This window comes from Streptomyces sp. NPDC096132, from assembly GCF_044763345.1.
Lineage (GTDB): Bacteria > Actinomycetota > Actinomycetes > Streptomycetales > Streptomycetaceae > Streptomyces.
Genome location: NZ_JBIWGA010000001.1, coordinates 803035 through 824787, shown reverse-complemented (window position 1 = coordinate 824787; position 21753 = coordinate 803035). Strand labels below are relative to the sequence as shown.

Annotated in this window: 21 protein-coding genes; 11 read left to right on the top strand and 10 right to left on the bottom strand. The window is 72.0% G+C overall.

Annotated elements, in window-relative coordinates; all coding sequences use genetic code 11:
- Positions 1 to 176: 176 nt before the first annotated feature.
- The 4 genes from ACIRF9_RS03530 to ACIRF9_RS03515 form a co-directional block, all read right to left on the bottom strand.
- Positions 177 to 929: a YcnI family protein gene (locus tag ACIRF9_RS03530; RefSeq protein ID WP_403815586.1), complete on the bottom strand. Its 753-nt coding sequence runs from the start codon at positions 927 to 929 to the stop codon at positions 177 to 179.
- A gap of 43 nt (positions 930 to 972) precedes the next feature.
- Positions 973 to 1581, bottom strand: coding sequence for a hypothetical protein (locus ACIRF9_RS03525; protein WP_403815583.1), 609 nt, complete (start codon positions 1579 to 1581; stop codon positions 973 to 975).
- 153 nt (positions 1582 to 1734) lie between these two features.
- Positions 1735 to 2349: a LysR substrate-binding domain-containing protein gene (locus ACIRF9_RS03520; protein WP_403815580.1), complete on the bottom strand. Its 615-nt coding sequence runs from the start codon at positions 2347 to 2349 to the stop codon at positions 1735 to 1737.
- 200 nt (positions 2350 to 2549) lie between these two features.
- A complete protein-coding gene (locus tag ACIRF9_RS03515; RefSeq protein WP_403815577.1) occupies positions 2550 to 2858 on the bottom strand; it encodes a LysR family transcriptional regulator in 309 nt (102 codons plus the stop codon).
- Positions 2859 to 2979: 121 nt separating this feature from the next.
- On the opposite strand from ACIRF9_RS03515, the gene ACIRF9_RS03510 reads away from it, so the two are divergent.
- Positions 2980 to 4206, top strand: a complete 1227-nt coding sequence (locus ACIRF9_RS03510) for a cysteine desulfurase-like protein (protein WP_403815574.1) — start codon at positions 2980 to 2982, stop codon at positions 4204 to 4206.
- 90 nt (positions 4207 to 4296) lie between these two features.
- Here ACIRF9_RS03510 and ACIRF9_RS03505 read toward each other — a convergent pair whose 3' ends face one another.
- Together ACIRF9_RS03505 and ACIRF9_RS03500 are read right to left on the bottom strand one after the other, a co-directional pair.
- Positions 4297 to 4971 (bottom strand): response regulator, encoded by a 675-nt coding sequence (locus ACIRF9_RS03505; protein WP_403815572.1) that lies wholly within the window; start codon positions 4969 to 4971, stop codon positions 4297 to 4299.
- Complete coding sequence (locus ACIRF9_RS03500; protein WP_403815569.1) at positions 4968 to 6218, bottom strand: sensor histidine kinase; 1251 nt, start codon at positions 6216 to 6218, stop codon at positions 4968 to 4970. The genes ACIRF9_RS03505 and ACIRF9_RS03500 overlap by 4 nt, the downstream gene beginning before the upstream one ends.
- Before the next feature lie 168 nt (positions 6219 to 6386).
- Between ACIRF9_RS03500 and ACIRF9_RS03495 the strand changes: the two genes are divergently transcribed.
- The 4 genes from ACIRF9_RS03495 (at position 6387) to ACIRF9_RS03480 (ending at position 10471) form a co-directional block, all read left to right on the top strand.
- On the top strand, positions 6387 to 7319 hold the full coding sequence (locus tag ACIRF9_RS03495; protein ID WP_403815566.1) for an ABC transporter ATP-binding protein: 933 nt from the start codon (positions 6387 to 6389) through the stop codon (positions 7317 to 7319).
- Between the two features lie 8 nt (positions 7320 to 7327).
- Positions 7328 to 8866, top strand: coding sequence for an ABC transporter permease subunit (locus tag ACIRF9_RS03490; protein ID WP_403815563.1), 1539 nt, complete (start codon positions 7328 to 7330; stop codon positions 8864 to 8866).
- Between the two features lie 74 nt (positions 8867 to 8940).
- Positions 8941 to 9720 (top strand): ABC transporter permease, encoded by a 780-nt coding sequence (locus ACIRF9_RS03485; RefSeq protein WP_403815560.1) that lies wholly within the window; start codon positions 8941 to 8943, stop codon positions 9718 to 9720.
- A 31-nt stretch (positions 9721 to 9751) separates the two neighbouring features.
- Entirely contained in the window at positions 9752 to 10471 is a 720-nt protein-coding gene (locus ACIRF9_RS03480; RefSeq protein ID WP_403815558.1) for a hypothetical protein, read from the top strand.
- A gap of 36 nt (positions 10472 to 10507) precedes the next feature.
- On the opposite strand, the gene ACIRF9_RS03475 is transcribed toward ACIRF9_RS03480, so the two are convergent.
- Together ACIRF9_RS03475 and ACIRF9_RS03470 are read right to left on the bottom strand one after the other, a co-directional pair.
- Positions 10508 to 11497: an NAD(P)-dependent alcohol dehydrogenase gene (locus ACIRF9_RS03475; RefSeq protein WP_403815555.1), complete on the bottom strand. Its 990-nt coding sequence runs from the start codon at positions 11495 to 11497 to the stop codon at positions 10508 to 10510.
- A gap of 135 nt (positions 11498 to 11632) precedes the next feature.
- Complete coding sequence (locus ACIRF9_RS03470; protein ID WP_403815552.1) at positions 11633 to 12334, bottom strand: TetR/AcrR family transcriptional regulator C-terminal domain-containing protein; 702 nt, start codon at positions 12332 to 12334, stop codon at positions 11633 to 11635.
- Between the two features lie 375 nt (positions 12335 to 12709).
- Here ACIRF9_RS03470 and ACIRF9_RS03465 point away from each other — a divergent pair, with 375 nt between their 5' ends.
- Positions 12710 to 12967, top strand: coding sequence for a type II toxin-antitoxin system VapB family antitoxin (locus ACIRF9_RS03465; RefSeq protein WP_403815550.1), 258 nt, complete (start codon positions 12710 to 12712; stop codon positions 12965 to 12967).
- On the top strand, positions 12964 to 13377 hold the full coding sequence (locus ACIRF9_RS03460; RefSeq protein WP_403815547.1) for a PIN domain nuclease: 414 nt from the start codon (positions 12964 to 12966) through the stop codon (positions 13375 to 13377). The genes ACIRF9_RS03465 and ACIRF9_RS03460 overlap by 4 nt, the downstream gene beginning before the upstream one ends.
- On the opposite strand, the gene ACIRF9_RS03455 is transcribed toward ACIRF9_RS03460, so the two are convergent.
- Both ACIRF9_RS03455 and ACIRF9_RS03450 read right to left on the bottom strand, forming a co-directional pair.
- A complete protein-coding gene (locus tag ACIRF9_RS03455) occupies positions 13367 to 13603 on the bottom strand; it encodes a hypothetical protein (RefSeq protein WP_403815545.1) in 237 nt (78 codons plus the stop codon). The genes ACIRF9_RS03460 and ACIRF9_RS03455 overlap by 11 nt on opposite strands.
- A gap of 248 nt (positions 13604 to 13851) precedes the next feature.
- Positions 13852 to 16401 (bottom strand): GH32 C-terminal domain-containing protein, encoded by a 2550-nt coding sequence (locus tag ACIRF9_RS03450; protein ID WP_403815542.1) that lies wholly within the window; start codon positions 16399 to 16401, stop codon positions 13852 to 13854.
- Positions 16402 to 16754: 353 nt separating this feature from the next.
- Between ACIRF9_RS03450 and ACIRF9_RS03445 the strand changes: the two genes are divergently transcribed.
- The 4 genes from ACIRF9_RS03445 (at position 16755) to ACIRF9_RS03430 (ending at position 21747) form a co-directional block, all read left to right on the top strand.
- On the top strand, positions 16755 to 17762 hold the full coding sequence (locus tag ACIRF9_RS03445) for a LacI family DNA-binding transcriptional regulator (RefSeq protein WP_403815539.1): 1008 nt from the start codon (positions 16755 to 16757) through the stop codon (positions 17760 to 17762).
- A 188-nt stretch (positions 17763 to 17950) separates the two neighbouring features.
- A complete protein-coding gene (locus ACIRF9_RS03440; protein WP_403815536.1) occupies positions 17951 to 18958 on the top strand; it encodes a LacI family DNA-binding transcriptional regulator in 1008 nt (335 codons plus the stop codon).
- Between the two features lie 471 nt (positions 18959 to 19429).
- Entirely contained in the window at positions 19430 to 20728 is a 1299-nt protein-coding gene (locus ACIRF9_RS03435; RefSeq protein WP_403815533.1) for an extracellular solute-binding protein, read from the top strand.
- A 32-nt stretch (positions 20729 to 20760) separates the two neighbouring features.
- Positions 20761 to 21747, top strand: coding sequence for a carbohydrate ABC transporter permease (locus tag ACIRF9_RS03430; RefSeq protein ID WP_403815530.1), 987 nt, complete (start codon positions 20761 to 20763; stop codon positions 21745 to 21747).
- Positions 21748 to 21753: the final 6 nt, after the last annotated feature.

The following is a 21753-nucleotide window of genomic DNA, read 5'->3' as shown; positions in this document are numbered from 1 at the left end:
CTCCAGGTCACGTCGTACGGCGTCGTTCGGAATCGCGCCGTACCGCATCAGTAGTCGGAGCGACGGAGGACCGAGTTCCGGGGGATTCGTGTGGCGTGCGTCACAGGAGGGGCGGATGGTCATCGGCTGCCCGCCCTGCCGCCGGACGGACGGGCGGCAGGGCGGGCGCGCTCGTCCTACTCCGCCCGGGATCCGGCGGCGGCACGGCCGCGCACGACGGCGAACGCCGCCGCGGCCAGCCCCAGCACGCCGACGATCAACCCGGCGATGCCGAGCCCACGGGCGGTCGAGTCACTGCCGGCCGCGGTGGAGGCCGGGTTCGTGTCGCTCTTCGTGCTCGCCGGCGCGGAGGCGGCCGAGGCGTCGCCGCCCTCCTCCGCCCCCTCGGCCGTGAGCTTGACGACCGGCGCCGGGTTCTCCGGCTCCTCGTCACCGGAGGAAGCGGCCTCGATCCAGCGGACGGTCCTGCCGTCCGAGTAGGTCTGCAGCGCCTTGAACGTGAGCCGGTCGGTGTCGTCGGGGAGCTGCCCGAACGCCACGTCGAAGTCCTCGTACTGCCCGGCGGTGATCTTCCCGCCGGTCCAGGTGATCTCGGAGACGGCCTCGGTGATGGTGCCGTCGTCGGTCTTGACCGGCGTCTTGAGCTTGGTGTTCGTCACCTTGGCGGTCCAGCCGTCGTGCGGCGAGACGAGCACGCCGAGGAGGGGGTGGTCGGTGGGCAGGAAGACCTGGACCTCGGTGGTGCTCGCCGTGTCCTCCTCGTTGGGGACACGGAAGGTCAGGACACCGTCGGTGGCGCCCTTCGCGTAGCTCTCGGGGTGGACGGTGACGTGCGCGGAGGCGGCACCGGCGGCGGCGAGGACTCCGGCGGCGGCCAGGGTGGCGACGACGCCGGCCCGGCGCAGGGTGGTGGTACGAGTCGTGGACATGGCTGAGTGGATCTCCGTACTGAGGGAGGAGGGACGTCGGGTGTCAGATCGCGTACGACATCCCCGCCGGCGGCCCTCGCCGGTGCACGGCGTGGCGCAACCGCGCAGGCCGCGGCGACCACGCTCCCTCGGCGGCGAGGCGCACGGGATCCGGCGCACCCGGCATCCCCCGGCGTCCCCCGGCCACCTGCCACCAGGCGGCGAGCCCCGGCACGAACGCGACCGCCCACCGCAGCAGCGACCACAGCGCCGCCTCCCCGCGCCGCAGCCACCAGGTCAGCACCAGGGCCGCCCCGACGTGGGCGGCGGTGGCGTGCGGGACCGGGGCGTGGGCGCCGGCGTGGGACATCCGCATCCCGTGCATGACCATCACGGCATGCGGTTGCCGGGACGCGGCGAACGCGAAGTGCAGCCCGCCCTGGGCCGCCAGCGTCCCACCCCCGATTCCGAGCAGCGACCGCTCCCGTCCGCCCAGCAGACAGCCGGCCGCGAAGACCGCCAGGCCCGCGACGACCTGCGTCCGCACCGGCGGCGCCACACCCGTGGCCAGCGCATGTCCCCCGGCGGCGAGCAGCACGCACAGCACGGCGAACACCGCCGCACGCAGGCTCCGCACCGCCAGGGACACCGTCACGCCGCCCGATGCTGCCATGCAGCGCGAGGATCGCTCCCCTGACCCCCGCATGTGCATCACCGCCCGCGTCCCACCTGGCTGATCCCGCCTTTTCCTTACGAGTCGGACGCGGAGGGCGTTCAGTTCCGGCTCCCGCTCGGCTCGCCGGTGCCGGGGCCGCGGTCCGGGGGCTCACGGCGGGCCGACGACCGCGCTCTCCACGGCGGCGGCCAGGAGCGTGACGAGGTCGTCGACGATCGGGGGGCGGGCACCGGGTCTGCTGACGGCGAGGACCTCCCGGTGCAGCGGTGCCGTCCCGGCCGGCAGGAGCACCCTCTCGATTCCGGTGTCGTGTCCCGCGCCGAGGAGTGTGGCCGGGATCAGGCCCACCGCGAGTCCGGCCCGGATCATGGCGAGCATGCCGTGCAGGTCCTCGGTCTCCAAGGTCACCTCGGGCGCGATCCCGAGTTCTCCGGCCCAGCGGTGCAGCAGACGCCGGTCGGGGTTGTGCGGGTGCCCCGAGACCCACTCCCGGTCCAGGCAGGCGGCCAGCTCCACCGGGCGTCGGCGCCCCGGCTCGGCACCCGTGACCAGGACCAGCGGTTCGCGCCCCAGGACGGTGATCGTCAACGCCTCCGACGGGACCGGCGGGTCCTCGGGCAGATAGCGGTAGGCGACGAGCAGGTCCATGTCGCCCGACGCCACCCTCGGCAGCCCCTCGTCCGTCTCCACGACCACGAGCCGGATCCGGGGCCCCGGGCGGCGGGCCTTGAGCGTGGGCAGGAGCCTCGGGAACAGATGGCTCATCGCGCTGGGGTAGGGGGTGTTGTGAAAGTCCAGTGCGGTGCCCGCGGTGTCCGGTGCGTGCCCTGGGGGTCCCCCCGGCCGAAGGCTGGGGGAGTGCCGGACGAAGGCCCTCGTAGCGGAGCTACTTGGGCCTTTGGCCGGTGCGGCGAGGGCGCGTGCCGGGCGCCGCGGGTGCTGTGCGGGACTTTCACAACACCCCCTTAGGCGCCGACGCGCAGTTCGGCGATCTCGCGGTTCGCGATGCCGTGGGCGGCGTCCTGGAAGCGCGCGGTCGCGTCGAAGAGGGTCTCGGTCGCCTGGGCGAGGGAGCGGCCGGCCGCGGTGAGGATCAGCCGGCTGCCCGGGCGGCGGACGATCAGTTCGATGCCCAGGTCGCGTTCCAGCGCGGCGATGTGCTGGGACACCGCCGAGGGCACATAGCCGAGCGCCACCGCGGCCTCGGCCATCGAACCCCGGCGCACCACGGCCAGGAAGGTGGCCAGGAGCTTCAGATCCGGCTGAGACTTCATGGATCATGAACTTTCTCTTCGGGATCCATCGCTTTACGTGTCGTGACGTCGACGCCAGAGTAAGGGGCACCCGATGCCAGGCGGTCGCTCCGCCCGAGAGAAACGAGAGAAAGCCGAGACCATGGCCCTCGACCTCACCGCCCTGCGGGCCCACTTCCCCTCGCTCGCCACCGGCCTCGCCTACTTCGACGGACCGGGCGGAACGCAGACCCCCCGCCCCGTCGCCGACGCCATCGCCGCGACGCTGACCGGCCCCTTGTCCAACCGGGGAACCGTCAGCCCGTCCGAGCTCAACGCCGAGCGTGCGGTCGCGGACTTCCGCGCCGCCTACGCCGACCTGCTCCACATGCCCGCGGGCGGCATCGTCCACGGCCGCAGCGCCACCCAGCTCACCTACGACTTCTCCCGCCACCTGGCCAAGGGCTGGACGGCGGGAGACGAGATCGTCCTCAGCCGCCTCGACCACGACGCCAACGTCCGCCCCTGGGTCCAGGCGGCCGAGCGCGCCGGGGTGACGGTCCGCTGGATCGAGATCGACGCCGAAACGACGGAGCTGGACCTCGACTCGTACGAGCGGTCCCTCTCCCCCCGGACCCGGCTGGTCGCGGTCACGGCCGCCTCGAACGTGCTGGGCACCAAGCCGCCCGTCCGCGCCCTCGCCGACCGGGCCCACGCCGTCGGAGCCCTGGTGTACGTGGACGGCGTGCACTACGCCGCGCACCACCTCGTGGACGTACCGGCCCTCGGGGCGGACCTGTTCGTCTGCTCGCCGTACAAGTTCCTCGGACCGCACTGCGGAGTACTCGCGGCAGCCCCCGGGCTCCTCGAGACCCTGCGGCCCGACAAGCTCCTGCCCTCCCCCGACACCGTCCCCGAACGCTTCGAGTTCGGCACGCTCCCCTACGAGATCCTGGCGGGCGCCACGGCCGCCGTCGACTTCCTCGCCGCGATGGACGCCGGTACGACCGGTACGACCGGTGCGACCGCTACGGAAGCCTCGCGCAGGGAGCGCCTGACCCGGTCCATGAACTCCCTGCACGACCACGAGCTGACCCTGCGCACACGACTGCAGGAGGGCCTCGACGCCCTGGGCGACGCCCTCACCCTGCACTCCAAGGCCCCCGACCGCACCCCGACCGTCCTGATGACCCTCGAAGGCCGCGACGCGCGCGAGGCCCAGGCCCACCTGGCCACCCGCGGCGTGCTGGCACCCGCCGGATCGTTCTACGCGTACGAGCCCTTCACCGCGCTGAAGCTCACGGACCCCGCCCTGCGGGTGGGCCTGGCCCCCTACAACACCGCCGACGACGTCGACCGCCTCCTCGACGGCCTCACCGCCTTCCTCTGACCCACGTCCAGCTGCGTCAGTCGGGCAGCCCCCAGAAGGATCCGTGCAGGCCGCCGCCCACGGCAGGAGTGGCACGGGGCTACGGAGGCCTCAGTCCTCGGTCCCCGGCACCACCAGGCCCGACTCGTAGGCCGCCACCACGGCCTGGGTGCGGTCGCGCAGGCCCAGTTTGGCCAGGATGCGGCTCATATGGGTCTTCACGGTCTCCTCGCCGACGTGCAGCCGGGCTCCGATCTCCGGGTTGGACAGGCCCCGGGCGACCAGTTTGAGGACCTCCGTCTCCCGGGGGGTGAGCCCGGGCAGGCCCTCCGGCAGCGGACGGGACCTGGGCAGGTGTCTGGCGAACTCCTCGATGAGCCGGCGCGTCACGGTCGGCGCCAGCAGTGCCTCGCCGGCGGCGACCACCCGTACCGCGTCGAAGAGCCGCTCGGCGGTGACGTCCTTCAGCAGGAAGCCGCTGGCGCCGGCGGCGAGCGCGTCGTACACGTGCTCGTCCAGGTCGAAGGTGGTGAGGATGAGGACGCGCGGGCCGTCGCCGTCCGCGGTGAGCCGCGCGGTGGCCTGGATGCCGTCCATGCCGGGCATACGGACGTCCATCAGCACCACGTCCGGTCCGTGCTCGGCGCAGACGCGGACCGCCTCGGCCCCGTCGCGGGCCACGCCCACCACCGTGAAGTCCGGCTGGGTGCCGAGGAGACCGGCGAAGCCGGCCCGTACCACCTCGTGGTCGTCGGCGACGACGATGCGGGTCCGTGCAGGGCTCACCGGGTGTCCTCCTGGGTCGCGGGCAGGGTGGCCTCGACCAGGAAGCCGCCGCCCGGCGCGGGCCCGCAGCGCAGCCGGCCGCCGACGGCCGTGGCGCGTTCGCGCATGCCGAGCAGGCCGTGGCCGGAGCCGCCCGGGTGCGGCGCCCCGCCGTCGGGGCCGGGCCCGTTGTCGCGGATGCGTACGTCGAGAAAGTCGCCCGCGTAGTGCAGTTCCACGTCGATGGCGGCGCCGGGGGCGTGCCGGCGGGCGTTGGTCAGCGCCTCCTGGACGATGCGGTACGCCGTGAGTTCGATGCCGGGGTCGAGCGGCGCGACCGGGCCGCTGACGATGAGCCGGGTGGAGGTCCGGCCGGCGTCGCGGGCCTCGTCGAGCAGCTCGTTGAGCTGGGTGAGGCCGGGCTGTGGGCGGCGGATCCCGGCGGGGGCGCCCGCGTCCTCCCGGAGCACGCCGAGCAGCCTGCGCATCTCGGTGAGCGCGGTGCGGGCCGTGTCGCCGATGTCCAGCAGCCGTCTGGCACCGGCCTCGGGCATGCCGGGGGTGGTGAGGCGGGCCGTTTCCGCCTGTACGGAGATCATCGAGATGTGATGCGCGACGACGTCGTGCAGCTCACGGGCGATCCGGGCCCGCTCGCCGCGCGCGGCGTGCTCCAGCAGCGTCTCGGCGATGGCCCGCTCGGTGGCGCTCTGCGCCAGCGCCTCGCCCCGCGCGCGGCGGCCCATCGCGGCGGCGGCCACCGCGGCGCAGCACGTGGCCAGCAGAATCGCGGGGACGCGGATGCCCGGGACGTCGGGCCTGGCGAGCGCAGCCACGACATAGGGCACCACCACTAGCAGCGGAAGACTGCGGGCGCCGGAGCGGCCGAGCAGCCAGAGGACGAGCAGCTGCGCCACGGCTCCGCCGAGGGTCAGCGCCTGGTAGCCGGCCAGGGCCAGCACGCTCATGCAGGTGACGCCGACGGCCGCCGCCACGACATGGGTGCGCGCCAGCGCGAGCGGGGCGGTGGTGCCCAGCGCCAGAAGCAGCGCGAGCGGCAGCTCGGTGTGCAGGCCGTCCGCGCGGACGGTCATCTCGAGCGACGCGAGCAGCGCGAGGACGGACGCGGGGATCGCGGCGCCGGCGGCGATCGCGGGGCCCTCGGGGACGGAGTCCACCGCCGCGTCGAACCGGCGCGCCAGGCGGACGCCCCACCGGATGCCCCGGGGTGGCGGCCCGGCCCGGGTCCCGCGCTCAAGTCCCTTGCTCACGACGACCATTGTCGCGGCGTCGGCTCCCGCCCGCGTCCCCCCGCTCAACCGCCGCGCGTCCCTCGTGCGAGGGACGACGGCCGCCGTCCGTCCCCCACGCCGGGGACGGCGAAGTGCGCTCCGGCGCGTGACGACCGCGGCACCCGCCGCTCCCTAGCCTTCGCTGTCATGGAGGCAACCATCGAAGTGCAGGGGCTGCGCAAGCAGTTCGGACAGACCGTCGCCGTCGACGATCTGTCCTTCACCGTGGAGCCCGGCCAGGTCACCGGCTTCGTCGGGCCCAACGGCGCGGGCAAGTCCACCACCATGCGCGTCCTGCTCGGCCTGGACTCGGCCGACGCGGGCCGCGCGCTGATCGCCGGGCGGGCCTACGCCGCACTGCGGCACCCGCTGACCGAGGTCGGCGCGCTGCTGGACGCCGCCGCCGTGCACCCCTCCCGGCGCGGCCGCGACCATCTGCTGTGGCTGGCCCACACGCACGGGCTGCCGGCCCGGCGGGTCGACGAGCTGCTGGAGACGGTCGGTCTCGGTCCGGCGGGGCGCAAGCGGGCGGGCGGCTATTCGCTGGGCATGCGGCAGCGCCTGGGGATCGCCGCCGCGCTGCTGGGCGATCCGCCGGTCCTGCTCCTGGACGAGCCGGTCAACGGCCTCGATCCGGAGGGCATCCGCTGGATCCGCGGCTTTCTGCGGGCGCTGGCCCGCGAGGGGCGGGCGGTTCTGGTCTCCAGCCATCTGATGAGCGAGCTGGAGGACTCCGCCGACCATCTCGTGGTGATCGGCAGGGGCCGGCTGATCACCGACACCTCCGTGGCCGAGCTGCTGGCCGCGGCCTCCGGCGACCGGGTCGCGCTACGGACCAGCGACCGTACCCGGGCCATGGCGGTGCTGGCCCGTGAGGGCGCGACCGTCGCCGCCGACGGGAAGGAGAGCCTGACCGTGACCGGGCTGCCCGCGGAGCGGATCACCGCGCTGCTGGCCTCGGGCGGCGTGCCGTTCTCCGAGGTCCACGCGCACCGGGCGACGCTGGAGGAGGCGTACATGGAGCTCACCAGGGACGCGGTGGAGTTCCGGGCCTCGGCCGGTGAGGGGGGCGTACGGTGACCGCGCCGGTGAGGACCGCTCCGTACCGCTCCCGGTTGGCGCCCGCCCGGGACGGCTTCGGGCAGGTGATGCGCGCCGAGTGGACCAAGCTGCGCACCGTGCCCCGCTGGGGTCTGGTGCTGCTCTCCGCGATGGTGCTGACCGTGCTCGTCTGCGTGCTGTCGGTCTCGGGGAGTTCGGTCCACGGCGACGGGCCGCCCGTGCCCCTCGGCCCCGACGGTACGGCCGTCAAGGACACCATGCAGTTCGTCCACGAGCGCTTGCCCGGGGACGGCGGCATCACCGTCCGGGTCTCGGGGCTGAAGGGCCTCGAGGCGGAGGCGCCCGACGGCGGACGGGCGGGCGCGCCGCCCGCGGTGAACACCGGCAGGACCCCGGGCTGGACCAAGGCAGGTGTCGTCATCAAGGCGAACACCAAGGCCGGCAGCAGCTACGTCGCGGTGATCATGACGTACGGCCACGGCGTGCGGATGCAGTGGGACTACGTCCACGACCTGGCCGGCAGTGCCACCCCGCCGAGCGAGGACCGCTGGTTGCGGCTGGTGCGCGAGGGGGATGTCCTGACCGGCTACGAGTCGGCGGACGGCAAGGAGTGGCACCGGGTGGGCTCGGTCCGGCCGAAGGGCCTGACCGGGACCGTCGAGGCCGGGGTGTTCACGGCCGCCGCGCCGAACACCAAGGTGGAGCGTTCGTTCGGCGGCACCTCGGTCGCCGAGGGTCCCGGGCGGGCGACCGCGCACTTCGACGAGCCGACGGTGGAGGGCGCCACGGGCGGCTGGCAGCAGACCTCGGTCGGCTCCCCCGGCCCGCAGAACGCGGTCCCGGCCGCGGACATCGCCTCCGGCTCCTTCGACCTGCGCGGCTCCGGGGACGTCGGGCCCCTGCCGGCGAACGACGACATCACGAGGCAGACGCTCAGCGGGGCGATGATCGGCCTGATCCCGCTCTCGGCGCTGGGCGTGCTGTTCATCACCGTCGAGTACCGGCGCGGCATGATCCGCACCACGCTGATCGCCAGTCCGCGCCGGGGACGGGTCCTGGCGGCCAAGGCGATCGTGCTGGGCGGGGTGACCTTCGTGGCCGGGCTGATCGGGACCCTGCTCTCCTTCCTGATCGGCGCGCCCCTCATGCGGCGCAACGGGCACAAGCCGCCCCTGTCGCCCGAACCGGCGCTCACCGACGGCCCCGTACTGCGCGCCGTCGTCGGCACGGCCGCGCTGCTCGCCGTCGTCAGCGTCCTCGCCCTGGCCCTGGGCGCGCTGCTGCGCCGTACGGCGGCCGCCATCACGCTCATCGTGGTGGTGCTGGTGCTGCCGCAGATCCTGATCAGCGGGCTCCCCCTCGGCGCGGCACACGCCCTGATGCGGGCGACACCGCTGGCCGGCTTCGCGATCCAGGACACGGTCACGCGCTACGACCACGCGCCGAGGGTCTGCCTCCCCGAGGAGGGCTGCTATCCACAGGGGCCGTGGCCGGGCTTCGCCGTGCTGTGCGCGTATGCGGCTCTGGGGCTGGCGATCTGGCGGCTGCGCCGACGGGACGTGTGATCCTCGTGCGAGCCGTACGAGCGATGCGAGCCGTACGAGCGATGCGAGCCGTAGCGATACGGGCCATCCGAGCCATGCGGGCCGAGTGGACGAAACTGCGTACGCTGCCCAGCAGTTGGTGGCTGTTGCTGGCCGTGATCGCGCTGACGGTGGCGGTCGGGGGCGCGGCAGCGGCGGCGGTGACGACGGATCAGTGCTATCCGACGCCTGCCGCCTGCCAGGAGGACACGGTGAAGCTCAGCCTCACCGGCGTATGGGTCGGGCAGGCCGCGGTGGCGGTCCTCGGGGTACTGGCGATGAGCGGCGAGTACGGCACGGGCACGATACGGGCGGCCCTGACCGCGGTGCCCCGGCGCGAACGGCTGCTCATCGCGAAGGCCGCGGTGGTCGGCGCGCTGGCGCTGGTCACGGGCGCCCTCGGCGTGCTCGGCTCACTGCTCGTCGGCCGCCTGGTCCTGCCCGGCAACGGCTTCACCGCCGAGGCCGGCTACCCACCACTGTCCCTCGCGGACGGCCCGACGCTGCGGGCGGCGGTTGGATCGACCCTCTACCTGGGACTGATCGCCCTGCTGGCCCTGGGCATCGCGGCACTGGTCCGGGACACGGCGGGGGCGATCACGACGGTGCTGACGCTGCTGTACGTGTTCCCGGTGCTGGTCGCCCTGGTCTCCAGCGAGAAGTGGCGTGAGCGGCTGCAGGAATGGGGGCCGGCCTCCGCCGGTACGGCCGTCCAGGCGACCAGGAACCTGGACGCCCTGCCGATCGGACCGTGGCCCGGCCTGGGGGTACTCGCCCTGTACGCGGCGGCGGCACTCCTGACCGGCGGACTGGCCCTCCGGCTGCGGGACGCCTGAGCCAGTTGATGGCGGCCGTATCGTGACGGGCATGAGGCGGGCGGAGGTACTGCGAGAGCTGGTGGCCCAAGGTCGAAGCCACAGTCCCGAGAGGATTCACGAACTGGCGGCCGATCTCGGCCTTCTTGCGGCCGACCTGTTCGTGATCGCGGGCCGTCCGGTGCCGGCACACCTGCTGCCGCCGGCCCGCGATGCCGAGGTCCTGCGCGAGTTCACGTACCGCGTGACCTTCTGCGGCCACGCTCAACTGGCCTCCCTCCAGGAGTTCGTGCTGTCCCAGGCATCGGCGGGCCCCGGCCCGGCGCCGGAGGTGCCCCACGACGCGCGGTCCGCGCCCTCCGGCACGGACCGGTTCGCGGACATCCTGGACGGGTTCCTGCGCAATCGCGGCCTCGGGATCAGGGAGCTGCCGTTCGCCGGGCTGTCCGTCAGCACGATCAGGGGCATGCTGGGCGGACGCTTCCACAATCTGCAGCAGCTCAAGGCGATGGCGGGACCGCTGGGATGGACGTTGGAGGACCTGGCGGCCGTGGCCGGTGAGCCGTTGGGCGGCTTCGGCGACTGCTCCACGCTCTGCCATCACGTGGGCAGGGTGTACCTGGCCGCCATTCCCCTCACGACCGCGCAACTGGTCCGGGCCGCCGCCGAGGCGGACCGCTTGAGTGGTCGGGAGGACCGAGGCGCGTGGAGACCCGCGGCTCAGCAGGTCGACGACTGCCCGGACGGCGGCGGTCCCGGACGCGGGGCCTGACCCAGGCCCACCGGGCCGGCCACGGGTGCTCACGGCTCACGACACGACGACCACGGCCTTGCCGCGGGCATGGCCCCGCTCCACATGGCGCACACCCTCGGCCGTGTCGGCCAGGGGGTAGGTCCGGTCGACGACCGGGGTGAGCCTGCCGGCCTCGATGAGCGCGGTGACGGCGAGCAGGTCCTCGTGGGTCGGCCCGGCCGGGGGCGACGGGAGGATCGGGCTCAGCCGCTGCCGCACGAACGCGTTGACGGCGCCCATCCGCAGCATGGAGCCGATCACCCCGAACACGTGGCCGGGCGAGCCCCCGCCGTTGGCGACCAGCGTCCCCGTCGGGGTGAGCGCCCGGCGCAGCCGGCTCAGCGGGTGGTTGCCCACGTTGTCCAGGATCACGTCGTAGTGCGTGCCCCGGCCGGTGAAGTCCTCCCGGGTGTAGTCGACGACATGGGCGGCGCCCAGTGAGCGCACCAGGTCGGCGTTGCGGGCACTGCAGACCCCGGTGACCTCCGCGCCCAGGGCCGCGGCAATCTGCACGGCGAACGTGCCCACGCCGCCGCCCGCCCCGTTGACCAGCACCCGCTGCCCGGACTGCACCCGCCCCACGGTCCGGATGCCCCGCAGGGCGGTCACCGCCCCCACCGGTACGGCCGCGGCCTGCTCGAACGTCAGGCCCGCGGGCTTGGGCACCAGCAGCTCCGCGGTGGTGCTCGCGTACTCGGCGAACGAGCCCGGGCAGAAGCCCAGCACCTCGTCACCGGGCCGGAGCCCTCGTACGTCGGCGCCGACCGCCTCCACCTCCCCGGCCGCGTCGATTCCGGCCACCCGCGACTTCGGCCGGGTCAGCCCCACGCCGCCCATCAGCCGCGCCACGTACGGGTCGCCGCGCAGCATGTGCCAGTCGTAGGGGTTGAGCGCGGCGGCGCGCACCCGTACCAGCACCTGACCGGCTCCGATCTCGGGCCGGTCGATGTCCGCCTGCCGCAGGACGTCCGGCGGACCGAACCGCTCCTGGACGATCGCCTTCATCGGGCCTCCCCCATCACTTTCGGACGCATGGGGTGTACGGCGTACACCCCCTTGAAGGCAAGGTAGGTGTACGCCGTACACCCGTCAAGGGGTAAAGGGGAAGAAGGACAAAGAAAAGCGGCAGATACCGCTGGATCAGGCCCTGCCCAGGAGCCGCTCGAGGCCGTCCAGCGTCAGATCCAGAGCGAACTCGAACTCGAACTGGTCGTCACAGCCCGAACCCACGACAGAGTCCGGGTCATGGGCGACCGCCATGGCCAGTGCGGTGATGTGGGGGTAGCGCGCGGCCATCTCCTCGGGCGGCATCGCGTCCGGATCCGGCGCGCGGTCCGAGGTGTCCTCGAACAGCTCCTGCGAGAACCCCAGCAGACGGCTGCCCATGACGTGCATCGCATGGTGGACCAGGTCGATCGAGAAACCCCCGGCCCGGAAGATCCCGATCATCGAGTCCAGGTACTCCATGACCGCGGGCGTAGGGGTGGTCCGCGCCTTGATCCGCGACTCGATGACCTCGGGCGCCCACGGATGGCGCAGCAGCATGCGGCGGGCCGACAGCACGCGCCCGCGAACGATCGCCTTCCAGTCGGTGCCGCCGGCCGGTGGATCGATCTCCCCCACGAGGACGTCGATCATGCCGTCCAGCAACTCGTTCTTGTTGGCCACGTGCTTGTACAACGCCATGGGCACCACACCGAGCGCCTGCGCGATCTTGCGCATGCTGAGCGCGTCGACTCCGCCCTCGTCGGCCAGGGCGACGGCGGCGCCCAGAACCCGCTGCTTGCTCAGGGGTGAGCGGGGCTGAGTGGCGGAGCCGGCCTGCATGGGTGTCTCCACCATCCCCTCTCGTAGGAGGGAAGGCCCGGAGCCGATCATCCTTCCCCTTGACGAAGGTACAGCGCCGGACGGGTGAGGTCCCGACGACCCGGCTGCCCACTTACCCCCAGGGGGTATATTGCCCGCAAGGCGGGGTGGGCGACGTCCCCGACGACGGCGAGCAGGGTCGGGTAGATCGGCTGTCGTCATGGCTTCCGTCCGTACTCGATGTGAAACGCCCGCCTGAACCGCACGCCGCCCTCGCCGCCGCCTCGGGCCTGGTCGTCGCGGTCCGCATGTACGAGACGCACCCTCGATCATGACGGCCCGCCTCCCCCCTCAAGATACAATCGATCTTGTATACTGATATAAGTTTTCGTATACACGCAGGGGGTCATCATGAGCCGCACCGTCATCGACCTCGACGACGAGGCACTGGAGGCAGCCGCCAGAGAACTCGGCACCACCACCAAGCGCGACACCATCAACACAGCCCTGCGCGAGGTCACAGCCCGTTACCGGCGACTGCGCGCACTCGAGGAGGCCCGTGCCCTGGCGGCCGACGGCGCATTGGACATGGGCCTGCTCCTCGACAAGAGCAAGTACCGACCCACCAGCACGGCAAGCGGCAGCCACCCTGCTGGAGCGGCTGAGTGAGCGTCGCCGACTACCTCATCGACACCTCCGCCCTCGCCCGCGTCCTGCTCGGCCAGAACACCACCGAGTGGGACGACAGGATCGGTGCCGGCCTGGTCGCTATCTGTGACATCACCGAACTGGAGGTCCTGTACTCAGCCCGCTCGGCCGCCGACCGCACTCGCCTGAAGGCCTCGTTCGACGCCCACTACGCGTGGTGCCCCATGCCAGACGGCGTCTTTCGGCGCGCTCGCGTGGTCCAGGAGCAGCTCACCTCGAAGGGCGAGCATCGCAGCGCGGGCCCCGTCGACCTCCTCGTGGCCGCCGCCGCCGAAGAGGCCGGCCTCACCCTGCTCCACCACGACCGCGACTTCGAAACCATCGCCCGGGCCACGGGCCAGCCGGTGCGCATGATCGACCTCAAGCGGTAGCGTCCCGTTCCTCGGCGACGCGTAGGTGCGTGGTGCCGGACGGGGCCAGGTCCGCCGGCTGCCGCATGCGCGCCAGACCGGCCGGCCCCAGCCCGTCGGCGTAGGCGAGCGGATCGAGGTCCGTCACCTGGTACTGATCGCCGAGAACCTCCCTGACCAGCCACTCGGCCGGCCGCCGCGGATCGGGGCGCGCGACCGCGCAGGGCTCCAGATGGACCTCGGCCACAGCGGCAGCGGCCTGCCTGACCACCCGCCGGAGTCGTCGACGTCCTCGTACGCCCCGCCGAGCGCCCGGATGGCGTCCTCGGCCATGCCGACCGCCTGCGCCGTCGGTCCGCCGACGGTCAGCGCGCGCGGCGCGTCCTTCAGTCCGCTGAGGCACAGTTGACGCTCCGACACGAACAGCGTCCGCCTCGCCGACAGCCGTACGCCGGAAGCCGCTCCTGGCCGTCCGGCGCACGAGCCCGAGGCCTGTCACGGCCAGATGGACTTCAGCTGCCACGCCTGCATGTGGTCGAGCGTGGCGGTGCCGCCTTCGGCGAAGGCGTCGACGCCGGTGCTGGAGGGGTCGGGGAAGATCTGGTCGGTGAGGGTGACCTGTTCGCCACGGCTGTTCTGGGCGTAGACCTCGACGGAGGAGGCGTCGACGAGGACGTGCAGGCTCAGCCGGCCGCCGTCGAGTGCGAGGGGGGCGCGCTGGACACCGGAGAAGGTGGGGTCGAAGTCGGTCGCGCCGGAGGCGGTGCGGTCGATGTAGACCTCGCCGGTGGAGGTGTCGTAGCCGATGCGGGTGCGCTGCCCGTCGCCGGTGCGGACGTCCAGGCCGAAGCGGTCGGCGGTGCCGGCGGTGAGGTCGGCCTGGAGTTCCTGGGTGCTGCCGTGCACCGCGAGCGGGGTGGTGGTGTTCGCGACGCGCGTGGGCGCCACCCGGGTGCCGGCGCCGCGCAGGTCGGTCAGTTCGCGGACCGGCTGCTGGATCAGCTGGACCTTGCCGTTCACGGTCCGCAGGGAGAGCTGGCGGGGGAAGGAGTCGGCGCTGCGCCACGGGGTGGTGGGGATGGCCTGCCCGTAGTTCCAGTTGTTCATCCAGGCGATCATGACGCGGCGGCCGCCGGGGGCGTCGGTCCACGTGTTGGCGGCGTAGAAGTCGGCGCCGTAGTCGAGCCAGTGGGCGCGCTGGGTGGTGGTCAGGGCGGGCTTGTCGGCGGCGGTGAACTGGTCGGCGAGGACGTGTCCCCAGCCGCCGGAGTTGGCGTCCACGATCTGGAGCTGGGCCTTCTTGCCGTTGTACGCCATGGTGTTGAAGGAGGCCCAGTCGAGGTCCTCGGAGTCGGCGCCGGTGGCACTGCGGACGACCTTGCCGTCGACCAGCAGGTTGACGCCGGTCTCGACGGAGGGGGGCTTCGCCTGGGTGTCGGAGAGGACGACCTGGTCGAGGTTGAGGTGACCCCAGCCGCCGGTGTTGTCGTCCACGACCTTGATCTGCGCCTGCTTGCCCTGCAGGTCGGACAGGTCCCAGGAGGCCCAGTTCAGGGCTTCGCCGTTGGATCCGGTGGCGGAGCGCACCACCTTGCCGTCCACGACGAGTTCGACGGCGGTGGGGGCGTCGGAGCTCGCGGGGTGGTAGCCGCCGCCGATGAGGAAGTCCAGGTACTTCTTGTCGATGGTGAAGGCCGGAGAGGTCAGGGTGCCGGTGCTCGCGTCGCCGTTGAGGAAGGTGTTGACGAGCCCGTTGCCGAGGTAGCCGGCGACCTGCTGCTGGCCGGGCAGGGTGCCCTGGGCCGGTCCGGTGCCGAAGGCGTCGCCGGTGACGGTCCAGTCGCCGATGGGGCTGGTGTAGGTGCTGCCCTCGAAGTCGGCGAGGGTTTCGCCGGTGGGTGTCGGCTCGTCGCCCAGGACGGCGCCCGGGTCGTACGGGTGGTTGCCGCCGCCGACCTTGAAGTTGATGTAGTCGCCGGCCACCGTGAACTCGGGCGAGGTCAGGGTGCCGGTGGCGGCGTCGCCGCCGTGGAAGCTGTTGGCGAAGGCCTTGCCCTCGAAGCCGGTGACCTGCGACTGCCAGTCCACCGCCCCGGTCGCCGGCGCGCTGCCGAACGCGTCGCCCGTGGCCGTCCAGTCCCCGAACGAGCCGGACTCGAAGTCCTGCATGACGGTGCCGCTCGGGGGCGTGTACGTGCCGGGGTCGTCGGAGGTGAACTTCTTGCCGTCGAAGTCGCCGACGAAGTACTGGGCGCCGGAGCCGCCCGCGATGCCTCCGGGGTTGAGGTTGACGGCCAGCACCCACTTCGTCTTCTTCGGGTTGCCGTCGACCGGGAGCGGGAACAGGTCCGGACACTCCCACACCCCGCCGGTGGCGCCGGCCGGGCCGAAGTCGCTCTGATGGGTCCAGTGCTTGAGGTCGGCCGAGCTGTAGAAGGAGATCTTGTGCTGGTCGGCGAGGGAGACCGCCATCAGCCAGCGCTGCGTGGGGGCGTACCAGAAGACCTTGGGGTCACGGAAGTTGTTCGAGCCGATGTCGAGCACCGGGTTGTCGTGGTACTTGGTCCAGGTGGTGCCGCCGTCGGTGCTGTAGGCGAGGGCCTGCTGCTGCTTGCCGGAGGCCTTCTGCGCGCTGGTGTAGACGGCGACGAGCGGAGGGTTCTTCTTCGTCCCGAAGCCGGTGCTGTTGTTCCTGTCCAGCACCACGCTGCCGGAGAAGATCATCTCCTGGTCGTCCTGGGGGATGGCCACCGGGAGCTGCTTCCAGTGCACCAGGTCGGTGCTGACCGCGTGGCCCCAGGACATGTTGCCCCAGCTGTTGCCGGACGGGTTGTACTGGAAGAACAGGTGGTACCGGCCCTTGTAGTAGATGAGGCCGTTGGGGTCGTTCATCCAGTTCTGGGCCGGGGTGAAGTGGAACTGGGGGCGGTACTGCTCGTGGTAGGCCGTGTCGGCCATGGCGGGAGAGGCGGCGACCAGGCCGAGCCCGGACAGGACGGCCAGCGCGGCCAGGAGTCTGCGACGCGGACGAATGGTTCTGGACATGGCGCTCCTTGCGGGCATGCGGGCTTCGGCTCAGCCGTAGGGGGACTGACGCGTGACGAGTGGCGCTTGACGCGTGTCGGGTGCGGGTACGGGCGGCGGCTCGGCCGTGGCCTCGTCCAAGGCCACGGGCGAGCCCGGCGGTGGGGGCAGCACGGCACCGGCAGCTCCAGCCAGCGGCTGGAAACGTTTCGCCGAACGTAAGGGCACCACGTCGCCGAAGTCCAGACCCTGTGCAGGAAAACTCCTGAATGCGAGGATCGAGACGGCTGCGCGGTGCCCTCGACCCCAGCCACCGAACCCGGGAGAAAACGTTGCCCAGCGAGCACCACGACACAGGCAGGCGACCGGCGACCATGCGCGACGTCGCGACCATGGCCGGGGTGGGGATCGCCACCGTCTCGCGGGTCGTCAACGGCAAGCCCGTCACCCCTGACCTGGCGGAACGGGTGACGCGCGCCGCCGAGTCGCTCGGCTACCGCCACGATCTGACGGCCAGCAGCCTGCGCCGGGCCGACCGCCGCACCAGCACCCTCGGCCTGATCCTGGAGGACGCGGCCAACCCCTTCTCCGCCGCGCTGCACCGCGCGGTGGAGGACGCCGCCGCCGAGCACGGCATGCTGCTCCTGGCCGGGTCCACCGACGAGGACCCGGTCCGGGAACGGGGCCTGCTGAGGACCTTCACGGCCCGCCGGGTCGACGGCCTCATCGTGGTGCCCACCGGGCAGAACGACACCGACCTCGACGCGGCCCGCCGTGCCGGCACACCCGTCGTCTGCGTGGACCGCCGCACCACGGCGCCGCAGGTGGACACCGTGACCGTGGACAACCGCGCGGGCGTGCGGGCGGCGGTGAAGAGGCTGTACGAGGCGGGTCACCGGCGTATCGGCTTCCTCGGGGACCTCCGCTCCATCTGGACCGCCGAAGAGCGCTACGCCGGGTTCGTGGAGGGTCTCGCCGAGGTGGGCTGCGTCCTGCACCCCTCCCTCGTCAGACGCGGCCTGCACGGCGCGCAAGCCGCCCAGCAGGCCACCCGCGAGCTCCTGGCCCTCGCCCACGCGCCCACCGCACTCGTCTCCGGCCAGAACCTCCTGACCGTCGGGGCCCGCATGACGCTGCAGGAGCTCCGGCTGCAGCGCCGCGTGGCACTGATCGGCTTCGACGACCTGCCCCTGGCCGGCCTGCTCGACCCCGGCATCTCGGTGATCGCCCAGGATCACGCCGCCATCGGCAGGGAGGCCGCGGGCCTGCTGTTCGACCGGCTCGGGGGCGAGGGCGAAGGCGGACCCGCCCGGCACCGTGTGCTGCCCACCCGCTACCTCGCCCGCGGCTCGGGCGAACTCCCCGCTCCCGAGGACGGCTGACGACTTCCCCGTGAACGAGTTGTTTCCGGTGTGTTGACCGGGTGAGCCTCTCGGTGCTTCACTGCCGGAACCGGTACCGAAACCGGTTCCGGCACCGCTACCGGTACCGGTTCCACCGATCTCTGTACGATCGGCCCTTCGGTGCGGGAGGAAGTCTTCCGCCTCTGCGTGGAATGAGAGGAGGTGGCATGGGAGTCACCATCGCCGACGTGGCCGCACGGGCCGGCGTCAGCAAGACGACGGTCTCGCGAGTGCTGAACGGCAAGGGCGAGATCAACGAGAACACCGTCCTGAAGGTCCGCGAGGCGATCTCGGAGCTGGGCTATGTGCCGAGCGCCGGGGCAGTCGGGCTCGCACGCGGCACCACACAGATGATCGGCATGCTGGTCCCGGACATGGCCTGGGCCTGGGCCGGCATCGTGCAGGCGGTCGTCGAAACGCTGGAGACCGAGGGCTTCGGGCTGCGCATGCTGACCTGGAACCGCGGTGAGGAGTCCCTGCGCAGACTGGGCCTGCAGGTCGCCGCCAAGTCGTTCGACGGTCTGCTGGTGATAGAGCCCGAGGGCGCCATGGGGTACATCACTGAACTGCACGAAGCGGGGCTGCCGGTCGTACTGATCGACGATCGCTTCCAGCGGCCGGGGTTCCCCTATGTGGCCACCACCAATCGGGAGGGGGGTGAGCAGGCCGCACGGCACCTGCTCGACATCGGGCGCCGTCGTCCTCTCGTGGTGACCGGTCCCGAGGGGTTCGGCTGCACTCGGGAACGGCTGGCCGGCTTCGTCGACGTCTATGCGGAAGCCGGGTTCGAGATCGACCAACGCCGCATCGTCCGCGGCGACTTCCAGTTCGACCGCTGCCGGAGCGCGGTCGCCCGCGCCCTCGCGGACGGCGTGGAGTTCGACTCGGTCTTCGCACACAACGACCCCTCGGCGGCCGGCGTGCTCGCCGCCCTGCATGAGGCCGGCCTCTGGATTCCGCAGGATGTCGCCGTGGTGGGGTTCGACGACGTCGAGATGGCCTCGTACACCTATCCGGCGTTGACCACCATCCGACAGCCCATGCGGGAGATGGGTGCGGCGGCGGCGCGGCTGCTGCTGGACCACGTGCGGGGATCGCCCGAGGCCGCCCCCTCGTGCGTCATTCCCACCAGCCTCGTGGTCCGTGGCTCGACGTTGCTGCCGGGCTCGAACTGACGCCTCGCCCATCAAGACACACACACGTCAGCGTCTCCCCGAACGGTCCGTCTCCGTCCTCGTGCCCAGCCCCGCGGGCGGAGACGGACTCCTTCCGGCCGCGCAACCGACCCACCCGGCCCTCGGGCAGGCCGACAGGTCGTCCGGCTCTTGCTGAAGCCGCTCCACAGCGGCCCCGACCGGCCCGCTCGTCCGCCGGCCTCACCACCTCCCACGCGGAACCGTGTTCACGCGTCACCGCCGAGGTGCCGTTTCCCTCGATGCCTGCCCGTTCCGGCACACCGAACGGCGCCGCTGGCACAGCCGCTGCCGGCTTCGCGTCGGACGTGCCTGCCGCGACGCGCGGCTGACCCTCGACACCACTGTCACCGCAGGCGGCCCCCACACGTGGGCCGACTCATGCGGAAGGCCGCCCGCTTGCCGGCCTCCACCCCTCGCGCCCGTAGCGCCCCAACGGCAAGGAGTTGCACCATGCGTACCCCTACCCGTCACACCGTCAGAACCGTCCAGCTCCTGTGCGTCACCGTCACGGCGGCCCTGGTGGCCACCGGCTGCGGCCGGAGCGCCGACTCCGGGTCCGGCAAGGACGCCCCCGCGAAGATCGCCGGCGGCAAGGCCACGGGCAAGGTCGTCATGTGGTCCATGGGCGACACCGACAAGAACCTCGAGACCCTGGCCAAGAAGTTCGAGGAGCAGAACCCCGACGTCACGGTCCAGATCACGGCGGTGCCCTGGGACGCCGCCCACGACAAGCTGACCACCGCGGTCGCCGGCGGCAACACACCGGACATGTCAGTGGTCGGAACCACCTGGATGGCCGAGATGGCCGCCATGAACGCCTTCCAGGCCACCCCGACGTCGATCAAGTCCTCGAGCTTCTACCCCGGCCAGTGGGACACCACCAAGTACAAGGACACGTCCTACGGCGTCCCGTTCATCGCCGACACCTCCGCGGTCTACTACCGCACCGATCTCACCACGAAGGCCGGCATCAAGGGCGCTCCGGCCGGCGACCGGGACGGATACCTGAAGGACCTCAAGGCCATCCAGGCCACCGCCGGCAAGGAGAACCCGAAGCTGCGCTATGCCACCGGCCTGGTGATGGGCTTCAACTCCTGGCTCTTCTGGGTGCCGATGGTCTGGCAGCAGGGCGGTGACATCTACGACGCCGCGACCGGGAAGTTCACGTTCGACTCGCCCGAGGTCGCCAAGGCGCTGGAGTACTACGCGAGCGTTCCGAAGCAGGGCATGGCGCCGACCGACAAGGCGGACAACATGCAGCTCTTCCGGGACGGGCTGATCGCGACCTACCAGGAGGCCGGCTGGGCCGGCGGCAGCCTCCACAAGGACGCCCCGGAGCTGGACGGCAAGTGGAAGACCATGCCGGTGCCGTACAGCAAGCAGGCCGCCGGGTTCGCCGGCGGCAGCGACCTGGCGGTGTTCAAGGACGCCAAGAACCCCGACGCGGCATGGAAGTTCGCCCAGTTCCTGACCGAGCCCGCCAACCTCGCCGCCTATGCCAAGGCCAGCGGCATCCTGCCCCCTTCGCCCCAGGCGTGGTCGGCGGGGAAGCTGACCGAGGACGAGAACATGAAGGCGTTCGCCGAGCAGCTCGAGGTCAGCAAGGCGCCGCCCGCCATCACGACCTGGCAGCAGATCGCCGACGCCATCGACTCCGAACTGGAGAAGCTGACCCTCGGCAAGGCCACCGTCGCCGAGGTGCAGAAGGCGCTGCAGTCCAAGGCCACCAGCATCGGCACCGGCCGCTGAGCGGCCTCCGCGTGACCACCCCCCACGGACGGATGACATCCATGTCCACGAAAACGCTCCCCAGGCAGAGTCACACCGGCAAGCGGAGCACCGCGGGGCCGGAGCGGAGTGCCGACCGCCGGCCCCTCGCGCTCCGGCGCTCGGCGCGCGGCAGGCAGGCACGGGCCGCCTGGATCCTCGCCGCCCCGTTCCTCGCCCTGTTCGCGGCCTTCATGCTGCTGCCGGTGGCCTGGTCACTGATGATGAGCCTGACCGACACCAAGAGCGCCGATCTGCGCACCCCACTGAACGTGTCGTTCATCGGCCTCGACAACTACGTACGGCTCTTCCAGGACGAGCAGTTCCGCCACGCCCTGCGCAACACCGCCGTCTTCGTCCTGGTCGGCCTGCCCCTGACGCTGGCTGCCGGGCTCGCCGCGGCGGTCGCCCTCGACCGCGGCATCCGCCGCTTCCGGGCCGTCTTCCGGGTCGGCTTCTACCTCCCGGTGATCACCAGCATCGTGGCCGTCGCCGTGGTCTGGAGGACACTCCTGGAACCGCGCTCGGGCCTGGTGAACACCGTCCTGGGCTGGTTCGGCGTCGACGGCCCCTCCTGGCTGGCGGACACCCGCTTCGCCCTGCCCGTCATCATCCTGATGGCCGTGTGGCGCAACCTCGGCACTGTCATGATCATCATGCTGGCCGGGCTGCAGTCCGTGCCGCAGTCCCTGATGGAGGCAGCCGAACTCGACGGCGCCGGCGCCTGGCAGCGGTTCTGGCGGGTCACGTTCCCGCTGCTGCGCCCGGCCTTGCTGCTGACCGCCGTGACCACCGGCATCGGCTATCTGCAGTTCTTCGACGAGCCGTTCGTGATGACCCAGGGCGGCCCGCTGGACTCGACCCTCTCGGCCACGATGTTCGCCTACAACCAGTTCGGCAACGGCAACTACGACGTGGCGTCGGCCGCCGGCTACGTCATCTTCGTCCTCATCGTCGCGCTGACCGTCCTGCAGTTCCGGATGCTGCGAGACAAGGACTGATGCCCC